The 15692-nt window shown below is 73.3% G+C and carries 9 protein-coding genes; 1 reads left to right on the forward strand and 8 read right to left on the reverse strand.

Annotated features, from left to right (window positions below; genetic code table 11):
- Window positions 1–55: 55 nt before the first annotated feature.
- The 6 genes from ABZ027_RS39950 to ABZ027_RS39975 all read right to left on the reverse strand — a co-directional run bounded on the left by ABZ027_RS39950 (window position 56) and on the right by ABZ027_RS39975 (window position 10902).
- On the reverse strand, window positions 56–715 hold the full coding sequence (locus ABZ027_RS39950; RefSeq protein ID WP_356777411.1) for a cutinase family protein: 660 nt from the start codon (window positions 713–715) through the stop codon (window positions 56–58).
- A gap of 150 nt (window positions 716–865) precedes the next feature.
- Window positions 866–2092, reverse strand: coding sequence for a helix-turn-helix domain-containing protein (locus ABZ027_RS39955; protein WP_356777413.1), 1227 nt, complete (start codon window positions 2090–2092; stop codon window positions 866–868).
- 122 nt (window positions 2093–2214) lie between these two features.
- Entirely contained in the window at window positions 2215–3147 is a 933-nt protein-coding gene (locus ABZ027_RS39960; protein ID WP_356777415.1) for an alpha/beta hydrolase family protein, read from the reverse strand.
- A 60-nt stretch (window positions 3148–3207) separates the two neighbouring features.
- A complete protein-coding gene (locus ABZ027_RS39965) occupies window positions 3208–7386 on the reverse strand; it encodes a type I polyketide synthase (RefSeq protein WP_356777417.1) in 4179 nt (1392 codons plus the stop codon).
- Window positions 7383–9164 carry a fatty acyl-AMP ligase gene (locus ABZ027_RS39970; protein WP_356777419.1) on the reverse strand — a complete coding sequence of 594 codons (1782 nt, stop codon included), beginning with the start codon at window positions 9162–9164 and terminating at the stop codon, window positions 7383–7385. The genes ABZ027_RS39965 and ABZ027_RS39970 overlap by 4 nt, the downstream gene beginning before the upstream one ends.
- Before the next feature lie 154 nt (window positions 9165–9318).
- Entirely contained in the window at window positions 9319–10902 is a 1584-nt protein-coding gene (locus tag ABZ027_RS39975) for an acyl-CoA carboxylase subunit beta (RefSeq protein ID WP_356777421.1), read from the reverse strand.
- 352 nt (window positions 10903–11254) lie between these two features.
- Between ABZ027_RS39975 and ABZ027_RS39980 the strand changes: the two genes are divergently transcribed.
- Window positions 11255–12589, forward strand: a complete 1335-nt coding sequence (locus ABZ027_RS39980; protein ID WP_356777449.1) for an endo-1,4-beta-xylanase — start codon at window positions 11255–11257, stop codon at window positions 12587–12589.
- A gap of 202 nt (window positions 12590–12791) precedes the next feature.
- On the opposite strand, the gene ABZ027_RS39985 is transcribed toward ABZ027_RS39980, so the two are convergent.
- Window positions 12792–14681 carry a DUF2264 domain-containing protein gene (locus ABZ027_RS39985; protein ID WP_356777423.1) on the reverse strand — a complete coding sequence of 630 codons (1890 nt, stop codon included), beginning with the start codon at window positions 14679–14681 and terminating at the stop codon, window positions 12792–12794.
- Window positions 14678–15658, reverse strand: a complete 981-nt coding sequence (locus tag ABZ027_RS39990; RefSeq protein WP_356777451.1) for a hydroxyacid dehydrogenase — start codon at window positions 15656–15658, stop codon at window positions 14678–14680. Before ABZ027_RS39990 ends, ABZ027_RS39985 begins: the two co-directional genes overlap by 4 nt.
- Between the last annotated feature and the right edge of the window lie 34 nt (window positions 15659–15692).

A 15692-nucleotide genomic window follows, 5' to 3' on the forward strand; every position in this document is an offset into this window, starting at 1 on the left:
AGCTTTGCGCCGATGTAGTGGCCGGCGCTGAGGCCCATGCCGTAGTTGTCGCCGCCTATCCAGCAGCGGTCCACCTGCACCGGCCGGCGGCGAAGGCCGCCGCCGCGTCCGCGTTAGCGGTGTAGCCGAGGTGCGCCCCCACGTCACCCCCTCCGTTCTCACAGACGGGGTCGCCCTTGGCGCAGAAGTCGATGGTGCGGCTCTGGTAGGTCCCGGTGACGCTCTTGCCGAGCGCCCGGATCGGGTTGCCGAACAGCAGCACGGAGGAGACCTTCGGTTCGAGGGCGGCGGGGATGGTGGCGACGATCGGGCTGCCGACCACCGCGCCCGCGCTGCTGATACCGATCGAGTTGTCGACGACGTTCGCGCCCTGCGAATAGCCCACCAGAATGAAACGCTGGTTCGGGCATGCGGCGGCCTGACTCCTGACATGGTTCACAAGGTCCGAGTTGCCCTGCGCGGCCGAGGTCAGGGAAAGGTCCGCCGGGTAGTTCACCTTGTAGCTGGACAGGCTCTTTCCGGTGATTTTCTTCTGGAGGGCCGAATACACCGGGTCGCCGACGATGAAACCGAGGGTGCCCGGTTCGAAGGTGCCGCGGGCCGCCACGACGTCGATGTCGGTGCAGGCCACGGCCGTGGCTGTGGGGGCCGAGAGGGTGGCCAGTCCGGCCCCGCCGACCAGAGAGAGAGCGGCGAGGCACAAGCGGATACGCATGGGGGAATCCTCTGCGTGCGGGGCGCTTGACGCGCCTGCGAAAAGGAACGGTCCCGAACGTATTCGCTTTTCCAGGTGGACTGTTATGCAGCGGATTATGGAATTACCGCGTCTTTTTGTGCCCGCATGAGCATCGCTTCCGGGAGTTTTTCACCGGCTCTCCGCCCCCTGATTCCGTAACGCCTCGGCGCGCAGCGCCAGCACGAGGTCCAGCCGGGTCTCGGGCTCGTGCAGCGCCTGGCTGAAGAGCTTCTCCAGCTGCCGGAGCCGGTAGCGGACCGTCTGCGGGTGTACGTGCAGCCGTGCGGCGACGTCGGGGACGTTGCTGCCGCTGAGCAGCCAGGCCAGCAGTGTCTCGGCGAGCCGGGGACGCTGCCCCGCCGACACGGAGTCCAGCGGGGTGAGGACTCGCGCCTGCACCTGCGCCAGCAGCGGCTCGTCGCCGTACAGCAGCAGCGTCGAGAGGTGGTCGTCGCACCGCACCACCCCCTGCCGGGGCAGGATCCCACGGCCCATGAGTCCCAGAGCACGGCTGGCCCAGCGCAGCGACCGCGGTGCCTCGGTGAGCGCGACGGTCGGCCCGATCGCGGCCGGCCGGCCGCGCAGGGCGAGTGTGAACGCCCTCCCGAACCGGCCGGAGCCGTCCGGATCGGGCACCAGCATGCGCGGCGGCCGAGAGGCCATGTCCACCAGCGCGCCCGCCGCGGCGAGCGGCCGGTCCTCCTCGCGCTGCTCCGGGCCGGCCGCGAGCGCGACGACGGCGATCCGACGCGGCACCGACCAGCGCGCGCCGTGCGCCAGATCGTGCACCGCCTCCAGCGACACCGGCCCGTCCCCCAGCAACAGGTCGAGCAGGCGTTTTCGACGCCGTTCCAGCTCGTCCGTGCTGCGCAGCCGGGCCTCCGCGTAGCCGGCGGCCGCCGCCTCGGCGACCTCGTGAACGGTCTGGAAAGCTAGTTCGCCCAGCGCGGCCACGACCGTCGAGTCCAGCCCGATCTCCTCCGCCGTACGTCCCATCAGCCGCCAGGCGTGCAGCCCGCCGACTCGCAGCGCGGACTGCAGCGCGTCCAGGCTGCGGCCCTCCAGGGCTTCGCCGCGCCCGAGTTCGTAGTACGTCGCGGCGATCGCGTCGCCCCGTCCGCGTGGATCGGCGATGTGGTCGACGTACAGGGTCAGCGCCTGCACCACCCCGGCTCTCAGGTTCTCCCGGTAGGTCCCGTCGGCGGGCCGGGCGTACTCGGGGACCTGTCGTCTGACTTCCTCCTCCACCTCGTCGGCGACCGACTCCAGTTGGTCGCGCAGTACTTTGGCCAGTTCGGGCGGTACCGGTGCGGGTCCGGGGACGGTCAGATCGCCGTGGGGGGCGGGAACAGCCATCGCGGACACTCCTTTCACCCGGAAGCGGCTCACCCGTGGGGTGCTTCCCATGGGGCGAGTGGGACGTCCCGTGTTGGACGGACGGTCCCTGCGCTCCGTTCCGTGCCCCCATGGCTCCGACGTCACTCGGGCAGCCCCAGCGCACGGGCGAGCATCGGCCACGACGCGGCGAACTCCGGCTTCCAGTACGCCCAGTCGTGCCCTCCGCCGTTGTAGAAGTGCGTCGTCACCGAGATGCCGAGGAGGGCCAGCGCGCCGGTGAACAGATGCGCCGAGGGCCACAGCGCACTCTCCAGCACCCCGGGCAGCGGATCACCGCCGCCGCCCCCGACCCCGCTGCCGTTGGAGACGTACAGGGCGGTGCCGCGCAGGCCCTGGGCGCGGGCGCGCGGGTTGAAGTCCCGCCAGGTGAGGAGGTTCAGGATCGGATTGCCCCAGAGCGAGGCAGGTGCCAGGTTCTCGCGGGCCACGATGGTGTCCATGATGGACGGCACGCCGGGAGCGGTGGTGTCGAGGATGCCGCTGTAGGAGGCCGCCGCGCCGAACGCGCCGGGGTGCCGGGCCGCGTGCGCCATCGCCCCGTACCCGCCGGTCGAGACCCCGGCCACCGCCCGCACCCCCGAGGCCCGGTAGTCGCGGCGCAGCAGTGCGGGCACCTCCTCCAACTGGAAGGTCTCGTAGTCCGGCCCGTTGCGCCAGGCGGTCGGGATCCCGGTGGGACCGGCGTCCGGCATCGCCACGATCAGGTCGCGGCCCTGGGTGAACGCCTCGATGTCGGTCTCCCGGGTCCAGGAGGTGTAGTCGTCGTGCGCGCCGTGCAGCAGGTACAGGACCGGGTACGTGCGGTTCGGCTGACTCGCGAAGGACGACGGCAGGATCAGCCGGACGGGCGCGCTGCGGCCCAGCGCCGCGGAGGGCACGGACACGTCCAGGGTGCGTGGCCCGACCTGGGTCGCGGCCCGGGCACGCCCGGCTGCGAACAGGACGGCCAGCCCGGCGGCTGCCGCCGCTCTGGTGACGGTGCGTCGGGACACGGGGGTGGAGTGGGGGGACATGGCGGCTCCTAGATTTCCGGCTCGGGGTTCCCGTCGCGGCCGGGCCGCTCGGGGCGCGGTTCAGTGGGTCGGCTCGGCGAGCACCCGCCGCAGGTGTACGGCGATCTCGTCGACGTGCGGCGGATCGAGCAGCGACAGATGGTGTCCCGGTACCGGGACCACCTCCAGACGTGGGCACACCTCGTCCCAGCCCAGCGCCTCGTCCGCGCGTTCGTACGCCGGGTCGCGCACGGTGTGCGGTGCCGTTTCGAGGGCCCGGTACAGCACCACCCGCCCGTCGTACCGGCCCGGCCGGTGGGCCTCGCCGATCCGCAGGTCCAGATAGGAGGCCCGCTGGTGCGCGAGCGCGGCAGGCGGCACGTCGGCGACCTCGCGCACGGCCCGCAGCACGGCGTCGATGCGCTCGCCGTCGTCCTCGACGGCCACCAGGTCGTCGTACGGCAGCTCCAGCGGGACGCCGTAGGTGTCGCCGATGTACTCGGCGAACCCGGCGAGGTGGGCGCGGATCCGGTCGGCCGGGGTGTGGCCGGGCCGGGGGAGGGGCCGTACGGAGTCGATGAGCACCACCAGGTCCACGGCGCGCCCGGCGGCGGTCAGCTGCCGTGCGGTCTCCTGGGCGACGAAGCCGCCGAAGGACCAACCACCCAGCAGACAGGGGCCGTCGGGGTGCGCGGCGGCGATGGCCTCGGCACACCGGCGTGATTTGTCCGCCACCGTGGCTGTCCCTTCCTGCCGCTCCAGCCCGTACATCGGCCGGTCGTCCCCGAGCCGTTCGGCGAGTCGCCGGTAGACGTCGGTCGAGCCGCCGGCGGCGTGGAAGAGGAAGAGGGGAGGCCGAGTGCCGGTGCCGCGCAGCACCCGTAACGGGGAGTCCCCGCCCGTCGTCGAACGCGCCGCGGAAGCGGAAGCGGAAGCGGAAGTGGAAGCGGAAGTGGAAACAAGGGGCGGCACCGAAGCGGGCGCCGACGCCGAAGCCCCCGAAGGGGACGCAGCCGACGGCGGGAGACTGCGCCGGATCCGGTCGGCCGCCTCCGCGACGGTTTCGGAGGCGAGCAGGTCACGCAGCGGCAGCTCGACCCCGAACTCGCACTGAAGGGACGCACGGATCCGGACCGCCATGAGCGAGTCCAGACCGAGGTCCGCCCACGCCGTGCCGGGTGTGACGCGCGCCGACGGGTGCCCGGTGACCGCGGCGACGTGATACCTCAGACGGTCCACGACCGAAGCGGAACGCAAGTCGGAACGGGAATCGGAGCGGGCGTCGGCATCAGATCCGGCCCCTGCCCCGGGCGCCGTAACACCCCGCGCCGCAGGCGGCGCGCCGGTCGGCTCGCCAGTTCGGTCCCGGACCCCGTCCGTCCACCAGTGCCGCACATGCCGCCACCGCGGTACGGGCACGTCGACCACCCGGCCGGACGGCACCGGCAGCCGCAGCCCCGCGGTGTACAGGGCGCCGAGCTGTGCGGTGAACGCGGCCGAGTCGTCGCCGCCCCGGCGCAGGGTGCCGATGACGAACGCGTCCGCGACGGTGTCCACGACGGCCTGCCCGAGGACCGGGTGGGGGGAGATCTCGACGAACGCGGTGTGACCGTCCTCGGCGGCAGCCGCCACCGCCCGGTCCAGACGCACGGGCCGTCGCAGGTTGGCGGCCCAGTGGGCGGCGTCGAAACGGGACACGCCGCGCGGGTCGTCGAGGACGGTGGAGTAGACGGGAACGCGTGGCGACCGTCCCCGCAGACCGGCAAGGGCCTCGGTCAGCTCCGGCAGCAGCGCGTCGACCTGCGGTGAGTGCCCCGCGCCGACCACCCGCATGACCCGGGCGGCCCGGCCCCGCTCCTCCAGCCGCCGCACGAACGCGGCCACGTCCTGCTCCCGCCCGGTCACGACCTTCTGCCGGGGAGAGGAGTGCACGGCGACATGCACGCCCGGGAAGTCCCGCCGCAGTCCGTCCAGTTCGTCGTCCGGTACGTCGACCACGGCCATCGCACCGCCGCTCAGCCCGCTGAGCAGCCGGGCGCGTACGGCGACGATCCGGGCCGCGTCCGGAACGTCCAGGGCGCCCGCGCACACGGCGGCGGCCACCTCGCCCAGGGAATGGCCGATCACGGCCACGGGTTCCACGCCCCGGGAACGCCACAACTCGGCGAGCGCCACCTGAAGCCCGAACAGGACGGGCTGAGCCACCTCCAGCCGGTCGAGATCACCGCCGGTCGCCAGGTGGTCGTAGAGCGACAGTCCGCACTCCGCGGTGAGCTGAGGGTCCAGTTTCTCCACGGCGGCGGCGAACGCGGGCTCCTCCGCCAGCAGTCGCCGTCCCATGCCGGCCCACTGGCTGCCGTATCCGGAGAACACCCACACCGGGCCGCACCCGACGCGGTCGCGCTCGCCCGTGACGACTCGCGCGTGGGGACGCTGACGTGCCAACGCGCCCAGCGCGTCCGCTAGTTCGGCCCGGTCTCGGGCGGTCACGGTGGCGCGTGCCCGCCCGCGGCCGGTGCGTCCGGTGAGCGTGCGGGCCAGGTCGGCGAGGTGAGCGGTGGAGCCCTCGGGGGTGTGCAGCCAGTCGGAGAGCCGGCCCGCGGTGTCGCGGACCCGTTCGAAGTCGACGTCGGACAGCGGGAAGAGCTGGGCGACGGGCTCTCCGCCCGCGTCCGGAACCAGGGCGCCGGGTCGCCATTCCTCCAGTACGGCGTGGGCGTTGGTGCCGCCGAACCCGAAGCCGGAGACACCGGCGGTGGCCGTGCCGCCGTAGCGGGGCCACGGCTCGGTCTCCGTCACCACCCGCAGCCGTTCCTCGCCCAGGGCGCTGCCGTCCGCGCAGTGCAGGGACGGCGGGATGCGGTCGTGATGGAGGGCCAGCACCGTCTTCACCAGGCCCGCGATGCCCGCCGCCGACTCCAGATGGCCGAGGTTGCCCTTCACGGAGCCGACCAGCAGCGGCTGGTCGGGATCGCGGCCTTGGCCGAGCACGGCGTGGAGCGCGCCGGCCTCGATCGGGTCGCCGAGCGGGGTGCCGGTGCCGTGCGCCTCGACGTAGTCGACGGACGCCGCGGCGAGGCCGGCCCGCGCGTACGCGGTGTTCAGCACGGCCCGCTGGGCGGCCGGGTTGGGTGCCATCAGGCCCCCGGAACGGCCGTCGGAGTTGACGGCCGTGGCGCGGATGACGGCCAGCACGCGGTCGCCGTCCCGCTCGGCGTCCGACAGCCGCTTCAGCAGGACGGCCGCGCAGCCCTCGCCGCGGCCGATGCCGTCGGCGGCGGCCGAGAACGGCTTGCACCGGCCGTCCGGGGCCAGCGCTCCCGCTCGTTGGAACGCCAGCGTGATTGTGGGGGAGAGCAGCAGGTTGACGCCGGCCGCGATCGCCGTGTCGCTCTCGCCGGTGCGCAGGCTGACGCAGGCGTGGTGCACGGCGACCAGCGAGGAGGAACAGGCGGTGTCCACGGCCATGCTCGGACCCCGCGTGTCCAGGACGTAGGACAGCCGTCCCGCCGCCACGCTGAGGGCCCCGCCGGCCGGCGCCCAGGGATCGACGACGGCCGGGTCGGCGCCGGTGAGCTGCCCGTACTCCGGAGCGGAGATCCCGACGAAGACACCGGTGGCGGTGCCGGCGAGGGACGCGGCGGGGACGGCCGCGTGGGCGAGCGCCTCGTGGACCACCTCCAGGAGGATCCGCTGCTGAGGGTCCATCACCGCGGCCTCACGCGGGGTGATGTGGAAGAAGTCCGCGTCGAACCCGGCGATGTCGTCGAGATAGCCGCCGTACGCGGGCATGTCGGCGGGTGGGAACGGGGTGAAGTCGCGCCACCGGTCCTCGGGCACCCGGCGGATCGCGTCGGTGCCCTCGTCCAGCAGCCGCCAGTAGTCGGCGGGCCCGTGCACCGCGCCGGGCAGCCGGCAGCCGACCCCGACGACCGCGACGGGCTCGTAGGGCTGGTACAGCTCGCCGGACCGGCCGGGCGCCGACCGGTCCTCGACGGGGACCGGATCGGCTTCCTCCGCCTCGCCGCACAGCCGCGCCACCAGGGCGTCACCGGTGGGTGTCTCCCACAGCAGTGTCGACGGCAGTTCGCGGCCCAGCAGATACGACAGTTCCCCGGCCAGGGCGACCGCGTCCCGGGAGGACATGCCGAGGTCCGCGAGCGGCCGGTCCATCGCGACCGACCCGACCGGCGTGTCGTTCCAGGCGGCCACCCGCTCGGCGATCAGGCGGCGCAGCGCGGCCTCGCCGACGGCCCTCATCGCGCGTCCTCGGGCGCCGCGCCGGCCTCGGTGAAGGCCTCGGTGAAGGCGCCCGCCAGATGGCGCGCCCGGGTCAACGCCCGGGACACCTTCCCGCTGGACGTCCGGGGCACGGCCCCCGGCGGCACGAGGACGACGTCGGCGAGCCGCAGCCCGTGCCGGGTGGACACCGCCCCGCGCACCGCCCGCACCAGGGCCGGTACGTCGATCTCGGACACGCGGGTGGACCGGGTGTGCTCGGCCACCACCACGACCCGCTCGCCGGTCGGTCCCGGGACGGAGAAGGCGGCGAGCCGGTCCCGGCGCACGGCCGGATGCGTGTCCTGGACGGTGGCCTCGATGTCCTGCGGGTAGTGGTTGCGCCCGTCGACGACGATGAGGTCCTTCAGCCGCCCGGTGACGACCAGCCGGCCGTCCAGCACCGTCCCCAGATCGCCCGTGCGCAACCACCGGCCCCCGGTCCGCTCGGCGGGCTCGGTCTCGGGCCCGGTGTCGAAGACGCCGCGGCTCTCGGTGGCCCGGTTCCAGTAGCCGCGGCCGATGTTGGGGCCCTGCACCCGGATCTCCCCGATCTCCCCCTCGGACAGGACGGTGCCCGTCGCGGGGTCGGTGACGCGCAGCCGTTGGCCCGCCGGGGTGCCGCAGCCCGCGAGCAGGACTGCCGTCGGGTCGTCCGGGCGCGCGGGCAGGGCCTTTCCGGAGGCGAGGGCGTCCCGGTCGAGCGCGAACCGGCGCAACGGCTCACCGGGCCGGGCGGCGCTGACGAACACGGTCGCCTCGGCCAGCCCGTACGACGGGCAGTGGATGTCCGCGGGAAGTCCCTGCGCGGCGAACGCGGCGTGGAAGCGGTCGACGGTGGCGGGGCGCACCGGCTCGCTCCCGTTGATCAGCGCGGCCACCTGGTCCAGCCGCAGTCCGGCCTTCTGCTCGGCGGTGACGGCCGAGACGCAGTAGTCGTAGGCGAAGTTGGGTGCGGCACTGATCGCCCGCGGGTGCGCGGCGAGCAGGCGCAGCCAGCGCGCCGGCTGGTGCAGAAACGCGGCCGGGTCCATCAGCACCGAGGGGACCCCGCGGGCGACGGGAGCGGCGACGCTCAGCACCAGCCCCATGTCGTGGTACAGCGGCAGCCAGCCCACGCAGGTCACCGGACGCGTGTCGGCCCCGTATGCGGTCAGTGCCTGCCAGGCGTTGGCGACGACGTTCCGGTGGGTGATCTCCACGCCGGCCGGCGCCCGGGTCGACCCCGAGGTGTACTGCAGGTAGGCGATCGCGTCCTCGTCCACCGTGACCGGACGCCAGTTCCCGGCGGCGGAGTCGGGCACCTCGTCCACGGCGACGACCCGTACCGCGGCGCGGTCGCAGAAGTCCCGTACCTCCGCGCGGACGCGGCTGGTGGTCACCACGACCGTGGGCGTGGCGTCGGCCAACACCCCCGACAGCCGGTCGGCGTGCCCCGGCAGGCCCGGCGGATACAGCGGTACGGCGACCAGCCCGGCCGCCAGCGTCGCCAGGAACCCGGTGACGTACTCCGTGCCCTGGGGGCACAGCAGCGCGACCCGCGCCCCGGGTTCGGCCTCGGCGGCGAGATGGGCGGCCACCGCCCGTACCCGCGCGTCCAGGCGCCGCCAGGTCAGGGTGCGGTGGACGCCGCGCGAGTGCGGGTCGGGATGGTCGACGAAGGTGAACGCCCGGCGGTCGGGCGTGGTCTCGGCCCAGTGCCGCACGTACTCCGGCAGGGTCCGGCACGGGGGCGCGAGCGGGGGGCGGCGGCTGTCCATGGGTGGCGGGGCTCCTCACGACGCGGGGGCGGCTCGCGGGTGGCGCGGGTCGGTCGGGCGGGGCGGGGCGGGCTGTGGCAGGTGGGCGTTGGCCAGGGGGGCGGGGCGGTGCGAACGGGTCGGGCAGGTGGGCCGGCCGGGCCGTGCGGTCCGGTCAGAGCGGGATGTTGCCGTGCCGGCGCTGCGGCATCGGCGCGCGTTTGCCGTGCAGGGTGCGCAGGGCCCGGCAGACCTGGTCGCGGGTCTCGCGCGGCGCGATGACCGCGTCGACGTAACCGCGTTCGGCGGCGAGGTAGGGCGTGCCGTGGGTGCGCTCGTAGGCGGCCACCAGCCGCGCGCGCAGCGCCTCGGGATCGTCGGCGGCGGCGAGTTCGCGCCGGTGCAGGAGGCCCACCGCGCCCTCGGCACCCATCACGGCGATCCGTGCGGTGGGCCAGGCGAGATTGACGTCGGCGCCCAGGTGTTTGGAGCCCATCACGGCGTACCCGCCGCCGTAGGCCTTGCGCACCACCACGGTGACCTTGGGAACGGTCGCCTCGGCGTACGCGTACAGCAGCTTGGCGCCGCGCCGGATGATGCCGCCCCGTTCCTGCCGGACGCCCGACAGATAGCCGGGGACGTCGGCGAAGGTCAGCAGCGGGATCCCGAACGCGTCGCAGAACCGCACGAACCGCGCGGCCTTCTCGGAGGCGTCGATGTCGAGGACGCCGGCCGCGTGCAGCGGCTGGTTGGCGACGACCCCGACCGAACGCCCCTCCACGCGGGCCAGGGCGCAGATGATGTTCGGCGCGAACAGCTCCTGCACGTCGAGGAGTTCACCGTCGTCGACGACCGCCCGCAGCACGTCGCGCATGTCGTAGGCCTGCCCGAGCCGGTCGGGGACGACCTCGTCGAGCGGCACACCGTCGGCGCTCGGCGGGGCCGGGGCGTACTCCGGGGGCCGCTCCAGGTTGTTGGGGGGCAGGTACGACAGCAGGTCGCGCACGGTGTCGAGGGCGTCCTCCTCGTCGGCGGCGAGGAAGTGGGCGTTGCCGTTGACGGTGTTGCTGGTGTGCGCGCCGCCCAGTTCCTCGGCGGTGGCGCGTTCACCGGTGACCGTCTCGATGACGTCGGGTCCGGTGACGAACATGTGCGACGCGCCGTCCACCATCACCGTGAAGTCGGTGATCGCGGGCGAGTAGGCGGCCCCGCCCGCGCACGGTCCGAGCACGACCGAGATCTGCGGGATCACCCCGGACGCCCGCACGTTGCGGTGGACCAGTTCGGCGTAGCGGGCGAGGGAGGCGACGCCCTCCTGGATCCGGGCGCCGCCGCCGTCGTTGAGTCCGACGACCGGGCAGCCGGTCTTCAGGGCGAGGTCCATCAGGGCGATGGTCTTCTCGCCGAACGCCTCGCCCATGCTGCCGCCGAAGACGCCGGAGTCCTGCGCGAACACACAGACCGGGCGGCCGTCGACGGTGCCGGTCCCGGTGACCACCCCGTCGCCGTGGGGGCGCCGGGCCCCGTCACCGGCGGACCGGGCCCGGACGAACAGCCCGGTCTCGGTGAACGAGCCGGCGTCCACCAGCCGGTCGATCCGCTCCCGGGCGTCGAACTCCCCGCGTCTTCTGGCCCCGCCCGGGGACACCGCCCGCGTCCGACGCCGCTCCAGGTCGGCGATGCGGTCGGCGGTGCCGTCGGGCACGTACGGCGCGGTCTGCCTTGCCTCGGACGTTGTCGCCTCAGTCGTCACAGCCACCTCCGAAGTGGCCTTCGAATATGGCAGCGCATGGGGCGAGGGCCGGGTGGATCGGGGCGGTGTTTGCCGGAGGTGAGTGCTGAAGGGCGAGCCTTCGTCCGGGCGTGACAAGCGACGTACAGGCACCGCACGGCCGGTGATCGAGCGATGAGCGTCGTCGAAACTTTCGGAACCCAGAGCGAACCTCCCTTCTGATCGGCCTTCTTGAAACAACTGGAAGTGGTCCGTGCACGGGGCGTTGACGGTGCGAGGACCCGGTCGTAACGTCTCCCGCACCCTTCGGAATCATGTTCGAAAGTTTCGAAGTGTCATGACCCCAACAAGATCCGACAATCAGAAGAAGGGGGACGAGATGGTCACCCGCAAGTCCATCGGCGCCCTGGGGCTGGCAGGTCTGCTCGCCGCCACCGGCGTCGCCGCCCTGTCCGGGACCGCGGACGCCGCCAGCACCCTGGGCTCCGCGGCGGCCGGCAAGGGCCGCTACTTCGGTGCCGCGGTCGCCGCGAACCACCTGGGCGAGTCGGCGTACGCCTCCACGCTGGACACCGAGTTCAGCTCCGTGACACCCGAGAACGAGATGAAGTGGGACGCCGTCGAGCGCACCCGGGGCTCCTTCTCCTTCGGCTCGGCCGACCAGATCGTCAGCCACGCGCAGGGCAAGGGCATGAAGGTCCGCGGTCACACCCTGGTGTGGCACTCCCAACTCCCCGGCTGGGTCGGCACGCTGGCCGCCGCGGACCTCAGAACGGCGATGAACAACCACATCACCCAGGTCATGCAGCACTACAAGGGCAAGATCCACTCCTGGGACGTCGTCAACGAGGCCTTCCAGGACGGCGGCAGCGGCGCCCGGCGCAGCTCGCCGTTCCAGGACAAGCTCGGCAACGGCTTCATCGAGGAGGCGTTCCGCACCGCGCGCGCCGCGGACCCGGCCGCCAAGCTCTGCTACAACGACTACAACACCGACGGTGTCAACGCGAAGAGCAACGCGGTGTACAACCTGGTCAGGGACTTCAAGGCACGCGGCGTCCCGATCGACTGCGTGGGCTTCCAGTCCCACTTCAACAGCGCCTCCCCGGTGCCCGCCGACTACCGGGCCAACCTCCAGCGGTTCGCCGACCTCGGCGTCGACGTCCAGATCACCGAGCTGGACATCGAGGGCTCCGGCACCGCCCAGGCCAACAGCTACAGCAACGTCGTCAACGCCTGCCTGGCCGTGTCGCGCTGTACCGGCATCACGGTGTGGGGCGTCACCGACAAGTACTCCTGGCGGGCCAGTGGCACACCGCTGCTGTTCGACGGCAACTACAACAAGAAGTCCGCCTACACCTCCGTCCTCACGGCGCTCGGCGGCTCGGGTTCGGGCGGCGGTGGCGGTACGGCGGCGTGCACCGTCTCCTACAGCAAGCAGGAGGAGTGGAGCGACCGCTTCAACGGCAAGGTGACCGTCACGGCGGGCGGTTCGGCGATCAGCACGTGGACGACGACGGTCACCGTGACCTCGCCGCAGAAGATCTCCACCACCTGGAACGGGACGCCCAGCTGGGACAGCACGGGCAACACCATGACCATGAAGCCCAACGGCAACGGCTCGCTGGCTGCCGGGGCGTCGACCAGCTTCGGCTTCACGGTGATGAAGAACGGCAGCACCGCGACTCCGGCACTGGGGTCGTGCTCGGCGTCCTGACCTGCGCGGGCGGGAACACGAGAGGGGGCGCCATGACCCTGTGCCGCGTCCTCTCGTGGTCCGACGCGTCAAGGCGCCCGACGCCGAGTGGGCGAGTGAGGCGCTGGGCCGTGCACGATCCGCGTGGGCGGTGAGGTGGCCGGGCCGCGCACGATCCGCGAACGAACCGCCCGGTCGGCCCGGCCGTCACCCGCACCGCCCCTCACACCGGTTCGTGCGACACCCGCAGCGGCTCGAACGAGATCCGGGTCCGCGCCCCGACCCATCCCACCTCGACCTCGGCCCCGTCCACCGTCACGGACGTGACGGCCCGAGCGGGGTCATCCGCTGTCGTCCCGCCGGTCAGCAGCGCGACACAGACGTGCACCGTGGTGCCCCCGGCCCGGCCCACCAGCCGCGGCACCCGCGCCCAGCGCGTGAACGCGGTGCCCTGCGGGGCACGGGCGGGCTCGGCGGGCCCGCTCCACCCGTACGGGCCGTGCAGCGTCGACACCAGGTCCTCCTCGGGGCCGGCGGCCCACCCGGTCTGCGTCACCCGGGTCCCGGCCGGAGCCCCGACCACCCGGTGCACCCGCAGTTCGTACGGCCCGTGCGCCACCGTCACGCTCTCCACCCGCAGCCCCGGCACCATGGGCGGCCCACCGGCGAACACGGGCTGGTGCGAGGACGCCGCCCAGCCCCACCCGTCGCCCTGCCCCGCACCGAGCGGACGGATCCGCCGCCGCACGCTGCGCCGGCCGGCCACCTCCAGCGACAGATGGTTGTCGGCCACGTTCCCGGTCGCGGTCGGCCCGGTGCGGGACGAGTAGGCCTGGCGTCCGTAGTGCGGATCGTCGGCCCCCGGGTCCTCGGCCTCGTGCGGGCGCACATGGTCGCTGCCGTGGTTGTGCAGTCGTACGATCCCGTCCGCGCGGGTCGCCTGTACGAGCAGACCAGGCGCCGGCAGGGCGAGCACCCGGTCGGCCTCCTCGACGGGCGCGGCCTCCTCGCGGGCCGTCCACAGCGGATGGTCCGCGGGCGCCAGCAGCGACACGAACGCCTTTGACGCCCAGTAGGGGGAGGCGGGACCCGAGTACGACTGCAGCGTCGCCTCGTGCGGACCGAACCAGCCCAGGCTCAGCAGACCGTCGTCGGTCAGTGCGCCGCGCTCCAGGAAGTACCGCAGGCTGCCGCTCGCCAACCGTCGGGAGGTCCCGGGGGAGAGCGGGGTGTCCCCGGTCAGGGCGCCCAGGCCGACGGCCGCCGAGGCGGCGAACCGGTAGGTCAGGGAACGGCCGAAGTGCAGCGGCGCCCCGTCCGCGCCGAACATCAGCGCGAACCCGTCCAGGTGGGCGCGCAGCCGGGGGCCGTACCGTGCGGACAGTTCCGTGTCGCCGCCCAGGTGTGCGTCGAGCACCGGATACAGGTGCAGCGCCCAGCCGTTGTAGTGGTCGAAGGCGCGTCCGTCGCCGTCGGCGTACCAGCCCTCGCCCCGGTACCAGGTCTCCATCAGCTCCAGGGCACGTTCCCGTACGGCCCCCGTCTCGGCGTCGCCCCGGCCGACCGACTCCAGGAACCCGGCCACCGTGAAGGGGAACAGGTACCAGTTGTTCGGCGCCGGAGTGTGCCGCAGCGCCCCGCGCAGCCACTCCTCGGTCCGGTCCCGTACGTCGTCGTCGAGGTGCTTCCACAGCCACGGTGCCGTCAGCCGCAGCCCGAGCGCCACCGACGCCGACTCGACCATGGGCTGGCCCTGCACATGGTGGTCGAGGATCAGCGGCCAGGACTCGGTGTCGTCGTGGCCGGGGGTGCGGGTGCCGGCGGCGAGGCCGCGCGCGTAGCGGTCCAGCCAGCCGTGCGGATCGTCGCCGTCGGCTCCCGCCACCCGGAAGGCGGCGGCGAGGAACGTCCGGGCGTAGCCCTCCAGCCCGTCGGAGCGCACCCCCGAACGTGAGGGCCGGCCGGGCAGGTCGAGCAGCGCGCCGCCGGGGGTGCTCCAGCGCCACGCCGCCGACAGCAGCCCGTCGGCCACCGCTTCCCAGTGGCCTCGGGTGTAGCCGGTGTACGGGCTCGACTCGCGGTCCTCCGCGGGCAGTTCGAACGGGATGCTCATGCCAGGAAGGCCAGCCTTTCGCGTTGTACCGGATACCGGAACCCGGCGCCGGAGGCCCACCGTTCGATCTCCGCGAGCGTGTGGTCGGCCAGTCGGCGCCACTCGTTGCCCTCGGAGCCGGCCAGGTGAGGGGTGAGGAGCGCGTTCTCGCAGTCCCACAACGGGTGGTCGGGCGGAAGCACTTCGGGGTCGGTGACGTCCAGGACGGCCCGGACGCGGCCCGCCAGGACGGCCTCGGTGAGCGCATCCTGGTCGACGACGGCACCCCGCGAGGTGTTGATCAGCACCGCGTCGCCAGGCATGGAGTCGATCAGCGTACGACTCACCAGCCCGCGGGTCGCGGGCAGCAACGGGGTGTGCACGCTGACGGTGTCGCAGCGGGCGAACAGCTCCGCCAACTCCACACACTGGACACCGAGTTCGACGGCGTCCGCGTCGGAGACGTACGGGTCGTACAGCAGGACCTCGACATCGTGCGGACGCAGCAGTTCGATGACCCTGCGGCCGATGAGCGACGCCGACAGGATGCCCACGGTGCGGCGGTAGTTGCCGACCGCGCGGGGGGTGCGCAGCCAGTCCGCGCGCCGCTTCGAGGCGGAGTAGTCGCGGGCCCTTTCCAGGACGTGCTTGCCGGTGAGCAGGATCATCGCGAGGGTGTACTCGGCCACCGGCACGGCGTTGGCCGCGGCCGCGGAGGACACCTCGATGCCGCGTTCCCAGCAGGCGTCGGTGACATGGCCGCGCACGCTGCCCGCGGTGTGCGCCACGGCCCGCAACCGGGGCGCGGCCCGCAGCACCGACGCGTCCAGCGGCGGACAACCCCAGCCGGTGACCAGCAGATCCACGTCGGCGAGCACCTGGCGGGCGCGCGGCGTGGTCAGGTCGTCGAGGACCGGGAGCGGGGCGAGATCACAGATCCGGGCGAGGGCGTCGAGCGACGCGGCGTCGAGGACGGCCCCGGCGGCGTCCTGGGACATCGCCAGGGCGGCCCGCGGGCGGAACCCCGGCCCC

The organism is Streptomyces sp. NPDC006332, from assembly GCF_040612855.1.
Taxonomy (GTDB): Bacteria; Actinomycetota; Actinomycetes; order Streptomycetales; family Streptomycetaceae; genus Streptomyces.